The organism is Ottowia sp. oral taxon 894 (assembly GCF_001262075.1).
GTDB lineage: Bacteria > Pseudomonadota > Gammaproteobacteria > Burkholderiales > Burkholderiaceae_C > Ottowia > Ottowia massiliensis.
Genome location: NZ_CP012073.1, coordinates 572678 through 592955, shown reverse-complemented (window position 1 = coordinate 592955; position 20278 = coordinate 572678). Strand labels below are relative to the sequence as shown.

The following is a 20278-nucleotide window of genomic DNA, read 5'->3' as shown; positions in this document are numbered from 1 at the left end:
CCATCATGAGCAATACCACCTTTACCCTCAAATACAAGTCGCAGGCGGTTGCCAAGCCGTATTTCATTGCGGCGCTGGGCCTGTTCGTGGGCCAGATCATTTTTGGTCTGGTCATGGGCGTGCAGTACATCTACGGCGACTTTCTGTTTCCGCACATTCCGTTCAACGTGGCCCGCATGGTGCACACGAACTTGCTGATCGTGTGGCTGCTGTTCGGCTTCATGGGCGCAGCCTATTACATGGTGCCCGAAGAAGCGGAAACCGAGCTTTACAGCCCGGGGCTTGCGCTGCTGATGTTCTGGATTTTCCTGGCGGCGGGCGCAGCCACCATCCTGGGCTATCTGCTGGTGCCCTACGCCCGGCTGGCAGAGCTGACCGGCAATGACCTGCTCATGACCATGGGCCGCGAGTTTCTGGAGCAGCCGCTGCCGACCAAGGTGGGCATCGTCATCGTGGCGCTGGCCATGCTGTTCAACCTGAGCATGACCTATCTGAAAGGCCGCAAGACCACTGTCACCACCATCTTGATGATTGGGCTGTGGGGCCTGGCGCTGATGTTCCTGTTCTCGTTCTACAACCCGCACGATCTGGTGCGCGACAAGATGTACTGGTGGTTCGTGGTTCACCTCTGGGTGGAAGGCGTGTGGGAGCTGATTCTGGCTTCGCTGCTGGCCTACGTGCTCATCAAGACCACTGGTGCTGACCGCGAAGTGGTGGACAAGTGGATTTACGTGATCATGGCCACGGCCCTGTTCTCGGGCATTCTGGGCACGGCTCACCACTATTACTTCATCGGCCTGCCGGGCTACTGGCACCTGGTCGGCAACATCTTCTCCTCGCTGGAGCCGATTCCCTTCTTCCTGCTGACGCTGTTTGCCTACCGCATGGTTCAGCGCCGCCGCCGTGACCACGCCAACCAGGCTGCCGTGGTGTGGGCGCTGGGCTGCACGGTGCTGGGCTTTTTGGGCGCTGGCATCTGGGGCTTCCTGCACACGCTCTCGTGGGTGAACTACTACTCGCACGGCACGCAGCTGACGGCTTCGCATGGCCACCTGGCTTTCTATGGCGCTTATGCGCTGGTGGTGATTTGCCTGATCAGCTACGCCATGCCCACCCTGCGCGGCCGCGTGGCCAACAGCCGCGCTTCGCAGACGGTGGAAATCTGGTCGTTCTGGATCATGAGCGTCGGCATGGGCGTGATTACCCTGGCGCTGACGCTGGCCGGCGCGGTGCAGATCTACCTGCAACGCTTCCCGACCGATGGCGCCATGGCCTTCATGGCCGCGCAAGACCAGATCGTCTTCTTCTACTGGGTGCGCCTGTTTGGCGGCGTGGCCTTCCTGATCGGTCTGGTGCTGTATCTCGCCAGCTTCTTCATCGGCGGCGAGCCGGTGGAAGGCAACTGGTATGGCCGCCGTGGCGGCGTGATGCCCGGCGTGGCCCAGCGCGTGCGCCACGGTGAATAAAACCGCAGTGCGCCAGCAATGACAGATGCGCGGAGCGTTGAAAAACCCGTGATGCGCCCCCCATCTGTCTAACGATCCCGATCGCCGCAACCTGCAAGAGGGAGCGGCGATTTTTTTTCAGCCTTTTGTCGTTTCACCAAGAGAGAAAGCCGATGTCCGCAACCGATCAGGCCCAGGCCGCCATTCCGTTTTATGCCGAACAGGCCGATGAATGCCGCGTGTTTGAACACGCATTCCGGCAGCGCCTGCCAGTGCTGCTCAAAGGCCCCACGGGCTGCGGCAAAACGCGTTTTGTGGAACACATGGCCGCCCGCTTGGGCCGCCCGCTGATCACCGTGAGCTGCCATGACGACCTGACGGCCGCCGACCTCGTTGGGCGCTTTCTCATCGGCGACGGCAACACCGTCTGGTCTGACGGCCCGCTGGCGCGCGCCGTGCGCCAGGGCGCCATCTGCTATCTGGATGAAGTGGTGGAAGCCCGCAAAGACACCACCGTCGTGCTCCACCCGCTGACCGACGACCGCCGCATCCTGCCCATCGAGCGCACGGGCGAGCAGCTGCAAGCGCCGCCCGGCTTCATGCTGGTCGTCTCCTACAACCCCGGCTATCAGAACCTGCTCAAAAACCTCAAGCCCAGCACGCGCCAGCGCTTCGTAGCCCTGGGCTTTGACTACCCCGTGGCTGATGTGGAGCAGCGCATCATCGAAAAAGAAGCCCATGCCAGCCCTGAGCTGGCCGCGCGCCTGGTGCGGCTGGCCACGGCCTTGCGCCGCCTGACGGATCAAGACCTTGAAGAAACCGTCAGCACGCGCTTGCTGGTGGTGGCAGGCCGCCTGATCGTGGCCGGGCTGGATGAGCGCACCGCCTGCCGCGCCGCCATCGTCGATGCCCTCACCGACGACCACGACACCGCCGCCGCCCTTGACGAAGTGGTGCAGGCCGTGTGGGCGCCGCAAGACTGAACGCGTTCAAAAAAGCCGCAACAACGGAGCAAGCATCATGGAAGAGTGGGTGGGCGAACGCTGGCACCGCCTCATCATGCGCGTGGCGGACCCTTCCTTCATGGAAGCGGCCGTGCCGCTGGAGGACGTGACCCGTGCCGTTGAATTGCTGTTTCGCGCAGCCGGGGGCGACGCTGCCGTGCGCGTGGCGACCGCTTCGGCACAAAAAATCGGCGGGCGGCGCAGCTGGGTTCAGAAAATCGCGGGTTATGGCGAGCGCGCCGCCGTTACTTCGTTGGACGGCGAAACCCTGGCCTTGCCGCCAACTATTGCCGTCTTCGACAGCCGCGAACTCAACCGTGCCCTTTATCTGTGGCTGGCCGCTCTTGCCGCCAGTCATGAAACCACGTCTGCGGGCTGGCTGGCCGACAACGTGGCCGCTGCCCGCCGCGCCCTGCGCACCTACCCCGGCCTGCGCGAGCGCTTTTGCCGCCTAGTGAATGCCCACCTGGCCCAGCGCACCCCGCCCGAAAAAGTAAAAAGCACGGCAGGCCAGCGGGCCGAGCGCGCCATCGTGCAAACGCTCAAGGCCCTGCGCGACTTCGCCGCCGCCGGCCCCCAATCGCCAGCCTGGAGCGACCCGGCCCAGCCGCTGCCCGGCGTGCCGGAAAACACGGCCATCGTCCACGCCGTCGATACCGCGCCCGTCTGGCTCTGGCTGCTTCATGCTGCCCCCCCGCCCGCCGGCCCCGCGCGCGACGACGACCCCGACGCCGCCCGTCCGCGCAACAACAAACACACCCAGCAAGACAACAAGCGCCGCCGCGCCAGCCGCACGCAAGATACCAGCAACCGCAACGGGCTGATGATGTTCTTCCGCGCCGAATCCATCTTGAGCTGGGGCGAATTCGTGCGCGTCAATCGTGCGGGCGACGACCAGGACGACCACGACGCCACCAAAGTGGCCGACGACATGGACGAACTCGCCATCGCCAAAGGCGGCGAAACGCTGGCCGCGCGCGTCAAGTTCGACCTCGACCTGCCCAGCGCCGCCTGGGACGATCTGCCCGTGGGCGAAGGTGAACCCCTGCCCGAATGGGACTTCAAAGCCCACACCCTGCGCCCCGACGTATGCCGCGCCCAGCGCCTGCGCCCCCGCACCGAAGACAAAACCGCAGAAGCCAGCGCAGAAAAAGCCAGCGGCACAACGGCCGACACCGCCCAGCAGGCGGCGCAAGCGCAATCCGGCGACGACCCCAAAAAACGCGAGCCGAGCGCCATCGACCGCTACAAACTCCGCGCCACCGAACGCCAGGTGCGCCGCCGCTTTGAAGCCCTGCGCGCCGGCCCCCGCTGGCTGCACGGCCTGCTGCAAGGCGAAGAACTGGACCTGGATGCCTGGGTGCGCTTCCGCGTAGACCACCACGGCAGCCGCCACAGCGAATCGCCCCCCATCTTCTCGCAGCGCATGCGCACCGAGCGCAGCCTGGCCAGCGTCGTGCTGGCCGACATCTCGCTCTCCACCGACGCCTACGCCACACAAGACGACCGCGTCATCGACCTCATCCGCGACAGCCTGCTGGTCTTCGGCGGCGCGCTCGACAGCGTGGGCGACCCCTTTGAAATGCTCGGCTTCTCGTCCGTGCGCCGCAACGTGCGTATCCACGAACTCAAACGCTTTGGCGAAAGCTGGGACACCGCCGCGCAAGAGCGCGTGGCCGCCATCAAACCCGGCTACTACACCCGCATGGGCGCGGCCATCCGCCACGGAACCAAGCGCCTCAGCCAGCGGCCCGAACGCCAGCGCCTGCTGCTCATCCTCTCCGACGGCAAACCCAACGACCTGGACCAATACGAAGGCCGCTACGGTCTGGAAGACACCCGCCACGCCGTGCACGAAGCCCGCCAGGCCGGCCTCGTGCCTTTCTGCGTCACCATCGACCAGCAAGCGCACGACTACCTGCCGCACCTCTTCGGCTCACGCGGCTTTGCCCTCATCCACCGCCCCGAGCAACTCGCCCGCGCGCTCACACAGGTGTATGTAAAGCTCACTGCCGCCGCCCGGTAGCGCCGCCATCAAATCCTGGGCATGCTTCTTCATCAAGACGTGGCACCTCTTTAGAGGCTGTCCTCAAAAATGGAGTTTGCGGCAAACGATTGTCATGTGCCTAAGCGACATGAGCGATGAACAGTTGGAGATTGTGCAAAAGTACTTTCCGGCAGGTAAACGCGCAGGCAGGCTGCTGGTGCGCAGCGCCCGAGACATGATTAACGCCATCTTCTCATCTTCTACATGCAAGCCACTGGCTGTCAGTAGCGCGCGCTGCCCAAGAACTATCCGCTCTGGAAACGGGTCTACAACACCTTTGCTCGCTGGTGCCAGCGCAGCGTGTGGGACGTGCTACTGGCGCTGCTGCGCCAGTAGGTGCGCGCCAAGACGAGCAGGCGGACCAGACCCAGCGTGGTCATCATCGACTCCCAATCCGTCAAGATCGTCTCAAAAAGGCACAAGCGCCATATTGCTGTAGACACAATGGGACTGCTGCTGGCCGTGGCGGCGCCTTTAGCAGGCATTCAGGACCGGGTGGGAGCCAAGGCTTTGCTGATCAGGCTGTTTATGTACTTTTGGCGTCTCAAGATAAGTCAATTGGGAAAGCAGTACAAGGATTACGAAATCAGCGTGGTATCAGCTGAAACCTTCGTCAAGATCGCTTGCATTCGGCATATGCAGGCTTCTGGAATGGCTTTGAGGACAGTCTTTAAACGTCAAACGTCACATTGTGGTAGCTATCCAAGGCTTGCCCCACGTCGAGGCATTGAAAAGTTAAGGCAAGCAATTGTTAGAATGTATCAAGCTTTGCGAACCTATTTTGAACCAAAAGCAAAACCTGCTGTGCGATGTCGCTACGCTGAACCGACCTTTGCGCTTGGGATTGGAGGACGTCTTGGGCGAGCACGTAACAGCTTATCAAGAGACACGGACTTCGCGCCTTTAGGCTCATGCAAAATGTTGAACACAGCTTCATCTAGCTGGAGAAGAGCTGGAAGGTGTGGGGAAACTGCGAACGCTCGCTCAGCATCAGCCTCCAGTCCATGCATCTCACATTCTCGGTACCAGCTGCGCAGGAGATCATGTGCAGGATTGTAGTCACTCAATCGGTGACATGTAGACAAAAATGCTATTATCGATAGCAGATTGATGAGAGAGCATGTTAATTTTGCTTTTAAATTCAGTTTGCGCTAAGTTAGCGACTCTATTGTATTGCATATTGTGAAGGAGAAAAATGTTGATTCAGTCTATTCCTGGTACTAAGCATTTATTAATGCTTGCTGCGATTGCAGCTTTAGCTGCTTGTGGCGGTGGCGGAGATTCTGTTCCAGCGCCAACGGCTACGCCAACGCCAACGCCAACGCCAACGCCAACGCCAACGCCAACGGCTACGCCAACGCCAACGGCTACGCCAACGCCAACGGCTACGCCAACACCAACGGCTACGCCAACACCAACGGCTACGCCAACACCAACGGCTACGCCAACACCTGAACCTCAAGCGCCCGTTATTGCTGAAAAGTGGCGGAGCAGCCGATTATTAGTTGCGGCTACTGCAGAGACAGCTCAAAACACGCCAACAATAGGGAGTGGCGTTGTATTGGATGACGCTGGAAATGCTACTATGCTTTATGCCACTAGATCAAATACGCAAGGAATGGCATCGTCTGTTTATGTGATACGCGGCAAGGTAAATGCTGATGGCGTAGCTACGTGGAGCACCCCTCTGTTATTAGGAGAGAGTACGAGTAGTCATTCGCGATTCATTGTTGGAAGTATCGCGGGATCTCCAAATGGGAATGTTATTGTTACTTGGCTTGGAAAAAATAACTGTTTATCAGATAGCTATGAGAAACCTCCTGCTTTATGTACATTTCTTATGTTTTCACGGTATGAAAATACGACAGGCACTTGGTCTGCTCCAGAACCGTTAACAGACTTTCCTGATCTATTAGGATTTTCTCAAGTGCATGAGCCTGCTATAGATGATGCGGGAAATATTGCTATTCATCATCTTTATTGGGAACCCAAGGAGGGTAGTGATAAAGGTGAAATCGTAGAGCGCCGTGCGATTAGCTATCGGCCTGCGGGACATACACAGTGGCAACGACATATTTTCAAGAATATTAATGTTGCAGACCGATCAGTTTTTAGTATGGATAGTTCCGGAAATATGATTTGGGCTTCTTCTGCTAAGCAAAAAACTGGTAGAGTCAATGTCATGGTTTCTCGAGGAACATTTGATGGTGGGTTTGAAGATGTACGAATTATGGACTCGCGCCAAAGTGGAGGTAGTTTAAGCGCTGCACATATTAACAAAGGATATGCTGCTGTACAATGGGTGCAAACTATTGGTTCATCGGATATTAGATTCGTTGCGGTTGCTGATGTAGGAAATGACTGGCAAGTTAGCGATATTGGACGCGCGTGGTTTGATGGAAGCGCCAATAATACAGCAGGTTTTATTGCGAATACAGCCAAAGTCTTTCCCTTGGTCGTAGGGGATGGCGGGCGCGTTTATGCATACAACTTGATGCCAGGGGGTGAGTTTGCGGATGCTAATAGTGACAAATGTTATGTTTATGTAAAAGATGGGGTTGGTGGCCAATGGAGCCAACAAGAATTGCCTAAGGGCGTTCCTTGCTTGGGAAAATGGTCGGGTTTTTTTGTTAATACATTTAATCGGAATGGAGATTTGCTTACGATCAGTGGTGAGGGGCGTTGGAGTGTGTACAGTGCAGCAACAAATAAGATAATTCGATCTTTTTCGGGTCCCTCTCTTAATGGCCGTAATGGATTCGATCCTGTTCAAGTTCTACCTAGAATGGTTGCTGCATACAACAATAATGGTGAAGCAGCATTAGTTGTTTCTTCTGCATATGAGCAGTTGCCTACTGAAACATCAGGAGGAATTCTAAGGAATGGTTACTATAATTTATGGGGATTTATTCGTTAGGCTTTCTTATATTTAGGGCGTGTCTCAAATCCTGATCATGTAACATGATCAGGAGCGTGACACGCCTTGACAGATGTCCAATGGGCACACGTCCAAGACCTTTTGTCCGGCAGGGCTGGCCATATGGGATGCCCTGCAGTCAATCTCGCCTGTTTGTCGATGCTGCACTCTATCGCTGCCGTGCTGAGATACCTTGGCGTGATCCGCCTGAGAGGCTGTCCCCAAAATCATCTCAAGGGCCTGACCATGCGCCGAATGCAAGCAATCTTGATAAATGCTTCGGCTGAAGCCACGCTGACCTCGTAGTCCTTGCTCATTCTTCTAGATTGACTCAGCCAGGCAAAAGTCCTCTGCACAACCCAGCGCTTGGGCAATACCCTGAAGACGCGCTGCTGGCAGCGCTTGATCACCTGCATGTTCCAACCCAACATGCTCAGTGCCCAATTGATCAGGCTGCACGAGTAGCTGCCATCGACAAAGATGGTCTTCAGACTCTCAAAGTACAAGAACAGCCTGATCTGCAAAGCCCTGACTCCTGCCCGGTCTTGAATGCCAGCCGAGTGCACCACTACGGCCAGCAACAACCCCATTGTGTCTGAGGCTATGTGGCGCTTGCGCCCTTTGACTCTTTTGCCTGTGTCATATCCGCGCTGCCTCCTTTTGAGACGGTCTTGACCGATTGAGAGTCGATGATGGCTGTGCTGGGCATGGCCTGCCTTCCTGCCTTGGCGCGCACTTGCTGGCGCAGCAGCGCCAGCAGAACGTCCCACACGCCGCGCTGACGCCAGCGGGCAAAGGTGTTGCAGACCTGTTTGCAGGGCGGGTAGTCCTTGGGTAGTGCGTGCCACTGGCAACCCGTGGCTTGTACATGGAAGATGGCGTTAATCATGTTTCGGGCGCTGTGCTCCCGAGGACGTCCTCTCTTGTTCATTTCAGCAAAGTGTTTGGCCAGCACTTGCCACTGCTTATCGCTCATGCCACTTGAATGAACATGACGATTGTTTGCCGCATATTCCCTCTTTGAGGACGGCTTCTCAGGTCTTTTGAGGGCGTGTTGCCCGTCAATTGATGCGAATTAGCGCGAAAGCAAGGCAATTCGCATTAAATTGTTACATGATAGCCGCCCCTTTCTCCTCGGCCGCTCCTCGGGCGCTGCGCCAAAACCCAGGGTATCCACTTATGTCCGCACCTCCATTTCGGGGCATCTGCATAGTTACCCCGGCTATCGCAAACCTACGTGAAATGTTTGAATAGCCATGTTTTCAACCCAAGCAGGGAGCAACGCTATGGCAACCCTGACCAGGGCAACCTTTCAGACCGCTTACAACATTCAAAGCCGCAGCCTGGATGACGGCATTTTGGGCGTATCACGCAATGGCAATCTGCACAAGACGCTGGATGAACTCCGGCAGCTTCCGCCCGGCGAGCGTGAAGGCGTGCTGACCAATCTGTCGGATACCGCCCTCAATGAATTGGCCAGTGACGTCAATGCCGCAGGCATCTTGGGCGCTGGCGGCCTGTCGCATGACGAAAAGCGCACCCTGTTCGACACACTGGCCGAAAGCAGCACAGGCAAAGACCTGGCCCGCCTGGCCAGCGCCTTTGACAGCCGCGACGACACGCAGCTGCTGGCCGAGTCGGTTGCCAATAAGGGTTCGCTGCAAAGCCGCAGTGCCTATATCGAAGCCATGTCGCCCCGCACGGCTGACAATGATTACGGACGCTCCTTTGCCCTTGGCGTAGCCATAACGGAACACGTGGACAAAGATGCCAAAGCCATCCTGACCGTGCTCAACAGCTTTGACACGGGCACATCCGAAGGCCGCGCTTCATTCGATCAGGCTATTAACAGCCTGCCCCAGTCCGTGCTGAACAATGTGCTCAAGGCAGGAGTGGACAAGACCGCTTACTCCGGCACAGGCTTCTATACCGTGTCTTACCGGACCGAAACCGCCAACAAGCTGCTGGAGCGGGCTGCAAAAAGCGAAGATGCTTACGTCAAAGGAAAGATATTTTCATCTGCGGCAAATGTCGTATCCGGCATGCGTGCCGTTCAAAATAACATTCTCCTAGCCACCAAGACAACCGACTCCAATATCCGGGGCATCACGGAGCGCATGACGGTTTTGATGAATACGGATGCGCGAGGAATTATTAGAAAACTCAATAATTCAGATGATGCTGGGGTCGCCACTGAATTAGGTGCTTATATTTCAGAAATTTTGCGTAATGATTTGGAGGGTGGTTCAAAAATTCTGGGCCAACAGCTGGCCCTGTTGCAAGGCGCTGGCACGGGCCAATCCCCTACTGATTTTTTCGAGCAGCAGGTTCGAAACAGGAGCGATAAGCTTTACTACCGTAATGCCCAAGATTTAGGCTATTACGTTGGGGGCATGTGCAAAGGCGTTGATCAGCTTAATGCTGACAGCACAGAAACGGGATCCATCGTCAAATCCATTTTGAGCGCCGGCATCAGCGCCGCCAACAGCCTTGGCCGCGCTTCTGGCATTGTTTCTGGCCTAACTAGTTTTATGGTGGATGATGTAGTGAAACAAGCCAACGACGACCGCTCCAAGATTTTGCATGGATTACAGGGACTGGCCATGCCCGTATATGCCGATGGCGAACGCTATCAAGGCCCGGCTGAAGGCCCTTTCAATGCCAAAGCAGGCTACATGTGTCGGCACTAGAACGGAAATGGTGAAATTGGCAGCCAACCTTGCTCTAGCGAGGATGGTTGCCTGCAAACAATCGTTTTATTTGCATGCTATATTTGGTGTTGTCGTGTTTATTTCATTATGTCGCCTGCTTGCTTTTATTTTAATTACAGTCGCTCTGTCCGCATGTTCACCACCTGACAAAACCGACTTATTATCATTGCCTATTCCGAGTGTAGAGTTTTATCCCCACGAGGGCGAAACCTCGGTTCGGATCTTGGAAGCGGTGAATGAGCTGGCTGAAAATTTCATTGACAGAGGAGCCAAGCGCGGCATCAATGGGCAGTCGCTGATTACCGATGCCACAACCACCGACGAAGACATTGCCCGCTCCGTGGATGAATGGCTGGGGCCAGGCTGGAAACGCAGCGAGGGATTCCATTCCAGCAGGCCGCATATTCACGTCATGGTCTGGGAAACCACGGGATGGTATAAACGTTTTTATGCTATTGCAACCTGGGATGAAGTTTATTCTGATATAGAAGGCCGCCGGTACCGTCCAATACGATCGGTATTTTCACGCCATTCAGCAGGCAAAATATTTTCATGGTTGTCAAAACAATGAGCACAAAAAATCCGCTGCAAATGGCGTGTGAAGCGGACTAACGCTGAACGCCACCAAGCGCTTTTATGCCATTGCAGCTTGGGACAAGGTGAGCGTCAGCACGAAGGGGTGTGCATATCGGCCACTGGAAACGGTGTTTTCGCGCCATTGAACGCGCGCCGGTCTGGCGCTGGCAGATGCGCAAGGAAGCTGGCCCCATCTCATGAGGGCGCGGTGAAGCAGGGCAGGCCCGTGGTTGGCTGCTGCAAGGCTTGCCTAGCGCCCGGCCGCAAGGGGAAAGAGGGCATGGAGCAGGCGGCAGATATGCCCTGAATTTGCTCCTTTATTCAGAGCATGATGTCCTAGTGGACTGTGCGCGAGATGCCTTTTTAGCCCCTTTGAATTTGCTCCTGCTTTTGGGGCATCTCGTCAGGCGGTTCGGGGCGCGCTCAGAGGAAGCGGTCGAGCAGCTTGCGGCTTTGCCGGTCCATGTCTTGCAGCTTGCGGATGAGGTATTGCACGCCGTGGGCGTCGCTGATGATGAGCAGGTCGGCTCCCAGGCGGCGGATGTCTTCTTCGCCTTTGAGGGTGAGCCAGGTTTCGCCCCGGTCGGTTTGCACGTGCCAGTGGCTGGGGGTGGCAAAGCTGCTGACGGCCAGCACGCGCTGGATGGTTGGCATGAATTCGCGCTGTTCCAGCGCTTCGGTCACGAGGGCGCGCGCGGCCGGGGGCAGATCGGCCAGGCGGGCGATCCAGGCGCATTCGTGGCCGTCGGCGTCCAGCAGGCTGATGCCTTCTTCGGGGGCGTGGATGGGAAAGGCGCGCACGGCGGCCACGCCCGTGTGGGCGCGGCCTGCCGCGTCGGTGAGGATGAGGCGGCCAAAGGCGTCGCGCTCCAGGGTGAAGTCAGCGCTCATTGCGCGGCCTCTTGGGGTGGGTTGGGGAATGTGTCGGGGGGCGCGTCTGCGGCCAAAACGGCGGCCAGATGGGCGTGATCGGCGCCCGCCAGCATGCGTTCGCGCTCGGCTTTTTCCTGCCGCGCCTGGGCCTGGTAGAGGCGCCAGTAGTGGCCGCGCCGGGCCATGAGTTCGTCGTGGGCGCCTTCTTCCACTTTCTGGCCTTTGTCCATGACGATGAGGCGGTCGGCCTTGTTGAGGGTGGAGAGGCGGTGGGCGATGGCGATGGTGGTGCGGCCTTTGACGAGGTTGTCCAGCGCTTTCTGGATTTCGCGCTCGGTTTCGGTATCGACCGAGGCGGTGGCTTCGTCAAGGATGAGGATGCGCGGGTTGATGAGCAGCGCGCGGGCGATGCTCAGGCGCTGGCGCTCGCCGCCCGACAGGCCCTGGCCGCGCTCGCCCACGAGCGAGTCGTAGCCTTGCGGCAGGCGCAGGATGAATTCGTGGGCATGGGCGGCGCGGGCGGCGGCCACGATTTCCTCGCGCGTGGCTTCAGGCTTGCCGTAGGCGATGTTTTCGGCCACGGTGCCGAAAAAGAGAAATGGCTCTTGCAGCACCAGGCCGATGTGGCGGCGGTAGTCGGCCACGCGCACCTGGCGCAAGTCCACGCCATCGACCAGGATGGCGCCTTCGGTCACGTCATAAAAGCGGCAGATGAGATTGACGAGCGTGCTTTTGCCGGAGCCGCTGTGGCCAACCAGGCCCACCATTTCGCCCGGTTCGATGGTGAGGCTGAGGTCGCGGATGACGGAGCGGTTGCCGTAGCGCATGGCGGCGTGGCGCACTTCAATGCGGCCTTGCACGTTGTCGAGCGGCACGGGGTTTTTCGCTTCGGGCACGCTGGAGACGTGGTCCAGGATTTCAAAAATGCGCCGCGTGCCCGTGGCCGCCTTTTGCGTGACGGAGACGATGCGGCTCATGGAGTCCAGCCGCGTGTAAAAGCGCCCGATGTAGGCCACAAAGGCCGTGAGCACGCCCACGGTGATGGCGTGGCGGCTGACTTGCCAGATGCCAAAGGCCCAGACGATGAGCAGCCCGATTTCAGTGAGCAGCGTGACGGTGGGCGTGAACAGCGACCACAGGCGGTTGAGCCGGTCGTTGGCAATGAAGTTGTGGCGGTTGGCGGTACGGAAGCGCTCGCTTTCGCGCCCTTCCTGCGCAAACGCCTTGACAACGCGGATGCCCGGAATGGTGTCGGCCAGCACGTTGGTCACTTCGGCCCAGACGCGGGCCATTTTTTCAAAGCCGGTGCGCAGGCGGTCGCGCACGGTGTGGATGAGCCAGGCAATGACGGGCAGCGGCGCAAGGGTGACGAGCGCCAGCTTCGGGTCGATGGAAAAGAGGATGGCGGCGGTCATCAGCATCATCAGCACGTCGGTGGCGAAGTCCAGCAGGTGCAGCGACAAGAAGGTGTTGATGCGGTCGGTGTCGGAGCCGATGCGCGCCATGAGGTCGCCCGTGCGGCGGCTGCCGAAGTATTCGAGCGACAGGCGCAGCAGGTGGTCGTAGGTGGTGGTGCGCAAGTCGGCGCCCATGCGCTCGGAGACGACGGAGAGGATGTAGGTGCGGCTCCAGCCCAGTGCCCAGGCCAGCAGGGCCGATCCCAGCAGCCCGGTCAGCAGCATGGCGACGTAGCCCGCGTCGATGGCCTGCCCGTTCTGGAAGGGGATGAGCACCTTGTCCATCAGCGGCATGGTCAGGTAAGGCGGCACCAGCGTGGCCGCCGTGGCCGCCAGCGTCAGCACAAAGCCCGCCAGCAGACGGCTCTTGTAGGGGCGGGCAAAGCGCCACAGGCGAAACAGCGTCCAGGTGGAAGGCGGTTTTTCGTCTTCGGCCTCCGGCGCGTCTTCCTGCGGCTCGGCGGGCAGGGGCTGGCGCTTTTGCGGCGGCAAGTCCAGCTGCTGCATCAGGTGCTCGAACTGCGCCAGCAGCGCCAGCGCGGCCGGGTTGCGGCCCAGCGTGAAGCGCCAGACGGCCAGGCGCTCGCTGGCATCGCGCAATTGCAGCGTGCCTACGCCCGCGTGGTCGGTGTGCTGAAGCGCCAGACCGGGCAATAAGTCACGGCTTTGCCATTTTTTTTCATCGCCCTGAAAAGCCAGAATCCGCTCATTTGTAAGCAAAACAGCGCCTTTGCCAAAGCGCAGGCGCTCATCCAGATCGGTTTCAAGGGCGGCCCAGACGCTCTCTCCGGGCCGCAGGGAAGCGCCCTGCGCCAGCGCCGTCAGGCTGATGCTGGCGCCGGGGCGTGCTTCGTGCTGGTGTGCAGACATATTCGTGACAAAAGAAACAAAAGCCGCCAAGGGCACGGCCGCGGCAAATAGAGACAATCCGTGCCCTTGCACACAACCACACCTCAGGCAAAGGACGAACGAAATGCGTTTTCTCCCCCAGCGCGGCGAACGGCATGCAGACCAGGGCCGCCCGCAAGAAAGCGGCGCATTTTATGGCCCGGTTTTTGGCCCCGTTTTGCAGATCAAGGCCCAAACCGCCGGTCTTCCCGCCGCTGCGCGCAAATCAGAAAATGGCGCGCAAATGGCTGCGCCGCAACGGAAATTCGCCGACATGAAGATTCTGCGCATGAACTGGGTACGCGGCCCCGGCGTGTGGACTTACCGCTCCATCATCGAGGCGGTGCTCGATATCGGCGAGCTGGAAGACTTCCCCTCCAACACCATCCCCGGCTACTACGAGCGCCTGACGGCCTGGCTGCCGGGGCTGGTGGAACACAAGTGCGGCGTGGGCGAGCGCGGCGGCTTCCTGCAGCGCCTGCGCGAAGGCACCTGGCCCGGCCACGTGATGGAGCACGTGGCGCTGGAGCTGCAAATGCAGGCGGGCATGAACACCGCCTTCGGCAAAACCCGCATGACGGGCGAGCACGCGGTTTACAAAGTGGTGATCCGCGCGTTTGACGAAGCCGTGGGCCGCCTGGCGCTGGAATCGGCGCGCGATCTGGTCATGGCCGCCATCAACGGCACGCCGTATGACGTGCCCGCCGCCATCGCCCGGCTGAAGGCGCTGGGCGAGCAGCGCTGCTTTTCCGCCGGTACCGCCTGCATCGTGGACGCGGCGCTGGCGCGCGGCATTCCCTGCATCCGCCTGAACGAGAGCAATCTGGTGCAGCTCGGGCACGGCGCGGCGCAGCGCCGCATCTGGGCCACCACCACGGACCGCACCAGCGCCATTGCAGCGGGCATCTCGCGCGACAAAGACCTGCTGCGCGGCCTGCTCAAAGGCGCGGGCATTCCCGTGCCCGAAGGCCGCGTAGCCAACAGCGCCGAAGACGCCTGGGAAGCCGCCGAAGACATCGGCCTGCCCGTCACCGTCAAATCCGCCATTGGCGGACGCGAGCGCGGACTGGCGCTGAACCTTTCCACGCGCGAGCAGGTCATGGCCGCCTGGCAGGCCGCCGACGCGCTGGGCGATGACGTGATCGTCGAGAAATTCATTCCCGGCCACGCCTGCCGCCTGCTGGTGGCCGGCGGCAGGGTGGTGGCCGCCACGCGCTACGCCGAAGCCCACAGCACGCAAAACGGCAGCGACGCCACGTCGCAAATTCACCCCGGCACCGCCGCGCTGGCCGCGCTGGCCGTGCGCGTGACGGGGCTGGACATTGCAGGCGTGGACCTGGTGGCGCAAGACCTGGCCGCGCCCCTGCCCGGCCAGGGCGTGATCGTGGGCGTGCACGCCGGGCCGGATCTGCGGATGCACCTGCGCCCCAGCGTCTATAACCCGCCGCCCGTGGGTGAGGCCATCGTGGAGCACCTGTTTCCGCTGGGCGAAAGCGGCCGCATCCCCATCGTGGGCATGCTGGGCGGCGGCGCGTCGTCGTTCGCGCCGCGCCTGGTGTCTTCCTGGCTGCACCTGCACGGGCTGCGCACCGCGCTGGCCTGCCAGGAGGGGCTGTTTCTGGGCGCGCGCCAGCTCTCCAAAAGCGACTCGCGCGGTTACGACGCCGGCGAGCGCATGCTCATCAACCGCACCGTGCAGGCCGCCGTGTTTGAAACCACGCCCCGCCACATCCTGGCCGAAGGGCTGCCGTATGACCGCTGCCAGGTGGGCGTGGTGCTGGCCATGCCCTCGCACGAAGGCTTGCAGGAGCACTACGTGAGCGAGGCGCAGCAAATGCCCGGCGTGGCGCGCACGCAAGTCGATGTGGTGCTGCCCACGGGCGCGGCCGTGCTCAATGCCGATGACCCCGCCGTGCTGGCGCTGGCCGAATACAGCGACGGCGAAGTGCTGCTCTTCAGCCTGGACGAGCAAAACCCCGCGCTCACCGCCCACCGCGCGCGCGGCGGCCGCGTGGTCTTCGCCCGTCCGCAAGGCGTGGTGCTGGCGCAAGGCAGCGGGCCGGAGCAAATGCTTTCCGTGCCGCCTTCCACGCGCACGCGCATCGGCTGCGACGCGCCTGACGACGTGCGCCGCCACATCCTGGCCGCCGTGGCCGCCGCCTGGGCACTGAACCTGCCCATCGAGCTGGTGCACGCGGGCCTGCTGCACATGCGCAAGAGCGTGGCCATGTCGGCCTATCACTGACAAACCGGAAAGCAGGAACCCGAAAGGTCAAAGCGAAAGGTCAAAACGAAGAATCAAAGGCGCACGCCGGACAAGCTAGAAGAGCCGTATTCGCTCCTTAATCCATAGCATGATGTCCTAGTGGAAACAGCGCAAGGCCGCTTTTTAGCCCCTTAAATTTGCTCCTCTTTCTGATGCTTTTCTGACCCGCCCCGGCCTGATCGTTTCTGCCCCGCGTCCATTCCGCCCCGCCCCCGTTTTTTTCGAGGAACCCCTCATGGAAGTCACCCGCATCCGCGCCCTGCGCGGGCCGAACCTGTGGAGCCGCCACACCGCCATTGAAGCCGTGGTGTCATGCGACGAATCCGAACGCAGCCTGGACAAGGCGTTTGAAAAACGCCTGCGCGAGCGCTTTCCCCGCGTGGGCGCGCTGCACGTGCCCCGCTCCAGCAAGCCCGTATCCATGGCGCATGTGCTGGAGCAAGCCACCCTGGCGCTGCAAACGCAAGCGGGCTGCCAGGTCACCTTCAGCCGCACCACGCCAACCGAAGAGCCGGGCGTGTTCCAGGTGGTGGTGCAATACACCGAAGAAGCCGTGGGGCGCCTGGCCTTCGCCCGCGCGCAAGAGCTGTGCCGCGCCGCCTACGCGGGCGAAGCCTTTGACATCGCCGCCACGCTGGCCGAGCTGCGCGATCTGGACGAAGACGAACGCCTGGGGCCTTCCACCGGCGCCATCGTCGAAGCGGCCCTCAAGCGCGGCATTCCCTGCCGGCGGCTCACGCGCGGCAGCCTCGTGCAACTGGGCTGGGGCGCGCGGCAAAGGCGCATCCAGGCCGCTGAAGAAGACGGCACCAGCGCCATCGCCGAAACCATCGCGCAAGACAAGGACCTGACCAAAAAAGTGCTGCACTCCGCTGGCGTGCCCGTGCCCCTGGGCCGCCCCGCCGCCGATCTGGAAGACGGCTGGGCCGTGGCGCAGGAAGTAGGCCTGCCCGTCGTCGTCAAGCCGCAAGGCGGCAACCAGGGCAAAGGCGTCACCGTCGGCATCAGCAGCCGCGCCCACTTCGAGCTGGCCTGGCAGGAAGCGGCCCAGTACGGCGACGTCATGGTCGAAAAATACCTCTCCGGCAACGACTACCGCCTGCTCGTGGTGGGCAACAAGCTCGTGGCCGCCGCCCGCCGCGAGCCGCCGCTGGTCATCGGCGACGGCAAGCACACCGTGCGCGAACTGGTGGCCGAAGTGAACAAAGACCCGCGCCGGGGCAAAGGCCACGGCACCTCGCTCACGCAAATCCGCATCGACGCCATCGCCGCCGCCTGCCTCAAGGGGCAAGACCTCACGCCCGAAAGCGTGCCGCCCCGGGGCCAGCGCGTCATCTTGCGCCACAACGCCAACCTCTCCACCGGCGGCACCGCCACCGACGTCACCGACAACGTGCACCCCGACGTCGCCGCCCGCGCCATTGAAGCCGCGCTCACCGTGGGGCTGGACATCTGCGGCGTGGACGTCATCTGCGAAAGCGTGCTGCGCCCGCTGGAAGAGCAAGGCGGCGGCATCGTCGAAGTCAATGCCGCCCCCGGCCTGCGCATGCACGTCAGCCCCTCCTTCGGCAAGGGGCGCGACGTGGGCAAAGCCGTCATCGAGCACATGTTCCCCAGCGGCAGCGACGGCGCCAATGGCCGCATCCCGCTCGTGGCCGTCACCGGCACCAACGGCAAAACCACCACCGTGCGCCTGACGGCCCACCTGCTGGCCACCCACGGCCTGCGCGTGGGCATGACCAACACCGACGGCGTCTATGCCAACGGCCGCCAGATCGACTCCGGTGACTGCTCCGGCCCGCGCAGCGCCCGCAACGTGCTCGCCCACCCCGACGTGGACGCCGCCGTGCTCGAAACCGCGCGCGGCGGCCTGCTGCGCGAAGGACTGGCCTTTGACAAATGCGACGTCGCCATCGTCACCAACCTCGGCGCGGGCGACCACCTGGGCCTGAACTACATCACCACGCTCGAAGACTTGATGGTGCTCAAGCGCGTCATCGTGCTCAACGTCGCACCCACCGGCAGCGCCGTGCTCAACGCCGCCGACCCCAACGTCGTCGCCATGGCCGCCCGCTGCCCCGGCAGCGTCGTCTTCTTCGCGCAAGACGGCCAGCACCCCGTCATCAAAACCCACCTCGCGCAAGGCAAGCGCGTGGTCTATGTGCAAGACGGCGACATCGTTTGCGCCGAACGCGGCTTTGAAAAACGCCTGCCCCTCTCGCGCGTGCCCATCACCCACAAGGGCCTCATCGGCTTTCAGGTGGAAAACGCGCTGGCCTCCGTCGGCGCGGCCTGGAGCCTGGGCCTGCCCTGGAACGCCATCCGGCGCGGCCTGGCCTCCTTCACCAGCGACCAAAGCGCCGTGCCCGGCCGCTTCAACATCTTCGACTACGCCGGCGCCACCGTCATCGCCGACTACGGGCACAACCCCGACGCCATCAACGCCCTGGTCAGCGGCATCCGCAACATGCCCGCGCGCCGCCGCAGCGTCGTCATCAGCGGCGCGGGCGACCGGCGCGATGAAGACATCCGCGAGCAAACCCGCATCCTCGGCGCAGCCTTCGACGACGTCATCCTCTACCAGGACGCCTGCCAGCGCGGCCGCGCCGACGGCGAAGTGCTCGCCCTGCTGCGCCAGGGCCTGCAAGGCGCCGAACGCGCCAGCCACGTGGAAGAAATCCACGGCGAATTCATCGCCATCGACCACGCCCTCGACCGCCTGCAAGCGGGCGATCTGTGCCTCATCCTCATCGACCAGGTGCAAGAAGCGCTCGCCCACATCCAGCAGCGCGCAGCCAAAGCCAAACGCTCGCGCAAGCCGCGCGCCGCCAAGGCCGCCGCGCCCAAAAAACCCGCTGCGAAAACCGCTGCAAAAACTGCCGGGAAAGCCGCCGTGAAAAAAACCGCCGCGAAAACCGGCAAAAAAGCCGCGCCGTAAGCGGCGCGCGGCCAGCCGCATGAATTTGCAAGGGCGCTTTCAGGCGCCCTTTTTCATTTTTGGCGCGCCACGGACGATTCAACAAAAATAAATGTGCATTTAATATTTTTATCCATAGAATCCGCCGCCGCAGGTTGAAGCCATTTCGCCCACGAATGGAAAAACCTGTTCATTATCCATTTAATCATTTCAATGCAGCAAAGGTTGCGCCATGAACAAAAAAGTCTTTTTCCTCGCCCCGCTCGTCATCGCCGCGCTGATGGCAGGCTGCGGCGGCAGCGATTCGTCCGATGCGCCCACTCCAGCGCCTACATCCACGCCTACGCCTACACCCACGCCTACGCCCAGGCCCACGCCCGCGCCTACGCCTACGCCTTCAACGCCCTCTGCCAGTTTTGCCTATGAAGGCCGGTGGCAAATGGCCTGCCATATTTCATCCTCCCGCGTGCAGGCGGGCCAGGTCGCCTACAAATCCTCCATTTCCGACGTCACCATTACCCGCCGCCCCGACGGCCTTTATGCGTGGACGGAAACCGAGCGTGAATATCTGGGGCAAGCCTGTCAGGGCCAGCCCGTGAAAACCGAAACGGAAACCGGCTACATGCAAATTGCCGACCGCGTTACCCTGTCCGACGGCACGCAGGCCGACCGCCTCTATATATGGGAAACCACGGATAACGATCGCGACAAAGATTTGGCCCGCATTGAGGGCGACCGCCTCTACATCACCGGCTTTGGCGACAACGTGGACGACCGCCTGCCCCGCGACGCCCAAGGCTGGCCCACTGCCCTGAACCGCACCGTCTGGCACCAGCGCCAGCCATAAGAGCCTGCTTGCGACCTGGCCGCAAGGGGCCTCAGACTGGAATGGGCCGCAAGCCGCAAACGGGAGTCTTGCGGCCCATTGAGAATTTGCAGCGCCAAAGGCCTCGCTTTTCGCACCCACGGACGGGCTTTGAACAGACTCCCAAAGCGCCGCAAGCCATAGTCCGCTGAACTTCAGGCAGCCAGCCTGGGCAAAAACAGCGCTTTGACTGCCCTGTCCACTCAGCGTCAGCCCTCCCAATTCAAGCCGCGCACAAGCCGTGCGCAAGCTGCACGCGAATGGCCGCGAAAACCCCTGACCGGACCGGGGGCAGGCAATGAATGGGGGAAA

General features: G+C 61.1%; 14 protein-coding genes. 10 read left to right on the top strand and 4 right to left on the bottom strand.

The window, feature by feature from the left end; translation table 11 throughout:
* The first annotated feature begins 5 nt into the window (after nt 1–5).
* From ADJ79_RS02500 to ADJ79_RS13865, 5 genes are all read left to right on the top strand, one after another.
* Complete coding sequence (locus ADJ79_RS02500; RefSeq protein WP_050714644.1) at nt 6–1466, top strand: cbb3-type cytochrome c oxidase subunit I; 1461 nt, start codon at nt 6–8, stop codon at nt 1464–1466.
* Nucleotides 1467–1618: 152 nt separating this feature from the next.
* Entirely contained in the window at nt 1619–2428 is an 810-nt protein-coding gene (locus tag ADJ79_RS02495; protein WP_050714643.1) for a CbbQ/NirQ/NorQ/GpvN family protein, read from the top strand.
* A gap of 37 nt (nt 2429–2465) precedes the next feature.
* Entirely contained in the window at nt 2466–4475 is a 2010-nt protein-coding gene (locus ADJ79_RS02490) for a nitric oxide reductase activation protein NorD (protein ID WP_050714642.1), read from the top strand.
* 1284 nt (nt 4476–5759) lie between these two features.
* A complete protein-coding gene (locus ADJ79_RS13870) occupies nt 5760–5951 on the top strand; it encodes a hypothetical protein (protein WP_050714639.1) in 192 nt (63 codons plus the stop codon).
* 130 nt (nt 5952–6081) lie between these two features.
* Nucleotides 6082–7413 (top strand): hypothetical protein, encoded by a 1332-nt coding sequence (locus tag ADJ79_RS13865; RefSeq protein ID WP_156303979.1) that lies wholly within the window; start codon nt 6082–6084, stop codon nt 7411–7413.
* Between the two features lie 227 nt (nt 7414–7640).
* Here the strand turns inward: ADJ79_RS13865 and ADJ79_RS14930 are convergent, their stop codons facing one another.
* Both ADJ79_RS14930 and ADJ79_RS02465 read right to left on the bottom strand, forming a co-directional pair.
* Entirely contained in the window at nt 7641–8018 is a 378-nt protein-coding gene (locus ADJ79_RS14930) for a transposase (protein ID WP_253273884.1), read from the bottom strand.
* Nucleotides 8015–8389, bottom strand: coding sequence for a transposase (locus tag ADJ79_RS02465; RefSeq protein WP_050714637.1), 375 nt, complete (start codon nt 8387–8389; stop codon nt 8015–8017). The genes ADJ79_RS14930 and ADJ79_RS02465 overlap by 4 nt, the downstream gene beginning before the upstream one ends.
* Before the next feature lie 310 nt (nt 8390–8699).
* Between ADJ79_RS02465 and ADJ79_RS02460 the strand changes: the two genes are divergently transcribed.
* Both ADJ79_RS02460 and ADJ79_RS13860 read left to right on the top strand, forming a co-directional pair.
* Nucleotides 8700–10103, top strand: coding sequence for a hypothetical protein (locus ADJ79_RS02460; protein WP_050714636.1), 1404 nt, complete (start codon nt 8700–8702; stop codon nt 10101–10103).
* A 16-nt stretch (nt 10104–10119) separates the two neighbouring features.
* The gene (locus ADJ79_RS13860; RefSeq protein WP_156303978.1) at nt 10120–10695 is read left to right on the top strand and encodes a hypothetical protein; all 576 of its coding nucleotides are present in this window, start codon (nt 10120–10122) and stop codon (nt 10693–10695) included.
* A 428-nt stretch (nt 10696–11123) separates the two neighbouring features.
* Here the strand turns inward: ADJ79_RS13860 and ADJ79_RS02455 are convergent, their stop codons facing one another.
* Together ADJ79_RS02455 and ADJ79_RS02450 are read right to left on the bottom strand one after the other, a co-directional pair.
* Nucleotides 11124–11591: a DUF1854 domain-containing protein gene (locus ADJ79_RS02455; protein ID WP_050714635.1), complete on the bottom strand. Its 468-nt coding sequence runs from the start codon at nt 11589–11591 to the stop codon at nt 11124–11126.
* A complete protein-coding gene (locus tag ADJ79_RS02450; protein WP_082202836.1) occupies nt 11588–13900 on the bottom strand; it encodes an ABC transporter ATP-binding protein in 2313 nt (770 codons plus the stop codon). The genes ADJ79_RS02455 and ADJ79_RS02450 overlap by 4 nt, the downstream gene beginning before the upstream one ends.
* A 103-nt stretch (nt 13901–14003) precedes the next feature.
* Between ADJ79_RS02450 and ADJ79_RS02445 the strand changes: the two genes are divergently transcribed.
* The 3 genes from ADJ79_RS02445 to ADJ79_RS02435 all read left to right on the top strand — a co-directional run bounded on the left by ADJ79_RS02445 (nt 14004) and on the right by ADJ79_RS02435 (nt 19948).
* Complete coding sequence (locus ADJ79_RS02445; RefSeq protein ID WP_050714634.1) at nt 14004–16163, top strand: hypothetical protein; 2160 nt, start codon at nt 14004–14006, stop codon at nt 16161–16163.
* Nucleotides 16164–16419: 256 nt separating this feature from the next.
* Complete coding sequence (gene cphA / locus ADJ79_RS02440) at nt 16420–19122, top strand: cyanophycin synthetase (protein WP_082202833.1); 2703 nt, start codon at nt 16420–16422, stop codon at nt 19120–19122.
* A 211-nt stretch (nt 19123–19333) separates the two neighbouring features.
* Nucleotides 19334–19948, top strand: coding sequence for a hypothetical protein (locus tag ADJ79_RS02435; protein ID WP_050714633.1), 615 nt, complete (start codon nt 19334–19336; stop codon nt 19946–19948).
* Nucleotides 19949–20278: the final 330 nt, after the last annotated feature.

What these genes read in the sequence shown, in the direction of transcription:
- ADJ79_RS02450 (WP_082202836.1), bottom strand. Translation starts at nt 13,900, where the DNA reads ATGTCTGCACACCAGCACGAAGCACGCCCCGGCGCCAGCATCAGCCTG.
- cphA (WP_082202833.1), top strand. Translation starts at nt 16,420, where the DNA reads ATGGAAGTCACCCGCATCCGCGCCCTGCGCGGGCCGAACCTGTGGAGC.
- ADJ79_RS02455 (WP_050714635.1), bottom strand. Translation starts at nt 11,591, where the DNA reads ATGAGCGCTGACTTCACCCTGGAGCGCGACGCCTTTGGCCGCCTCATC.
- ADJ79_RS02445 (WP_050714634.1), top strand. Translation starts at nt 14,004, where the DNA reads ATGCGTTTTCTCCCCCAGCGCGGCGAACGGCATGCAGACCAGGGCCGC.
- ADJ79_RS02465 (WP_050714637.1), bottom strand. Translation starts at nt 8,389, where the DNA reads ATGAGCGATAAGCAGTGGCAAGTGCTGGCCAAACACTTTGCTGAAATG.
- ADJ79_RS02435 (WP_050714633.1), top strand. Translation starts at nt 19,334, where the DNA reads ATGAACAAAAAAGTCTTTTTCCTCGCCCCGCTCGTCATCGCCGCGCTG.
- ADJ79_RS02495 (WP_050714643.1), top strand. Translation starts at nt 1,619, where the DNA reads ATGTCCGCAACCGATCAGGCCCAGGCCGCCATTCCGTTTTATGCCGAA.
- ADJ79_RS02460 (WP_050714636.1), top strand. Translation starts at nt 8,700, where the DNA reads ATGGCAACCCTGACCAGGGCAACCTTTCAGACCGCTTACAACATTCAA.
- ADJ79_RS13865 (WP_156303979.1), top strand. Translation starts at nt 6,082, where the DNA reads ATGCTTTATGCCACTAGATCAAATACGCAAGGAATGGCATCGTCTGTT.
- ADJ79_RS02490 (WP_050714642.1), top strand. Translation starts at nt 2,466, where the DNA reads ATGGAAGAGTGGGTGGGCGAACGCTGGCACCGCCTCATCATGCGCGTG.
- ADJ79_RS02500 (WP_050714644.1), top strand. Translation starts at nt 6, where the DNA reads ATGAGCAATACCACCTTTACCCTCAAATACAAGTCGCAGGCGGTTGCC.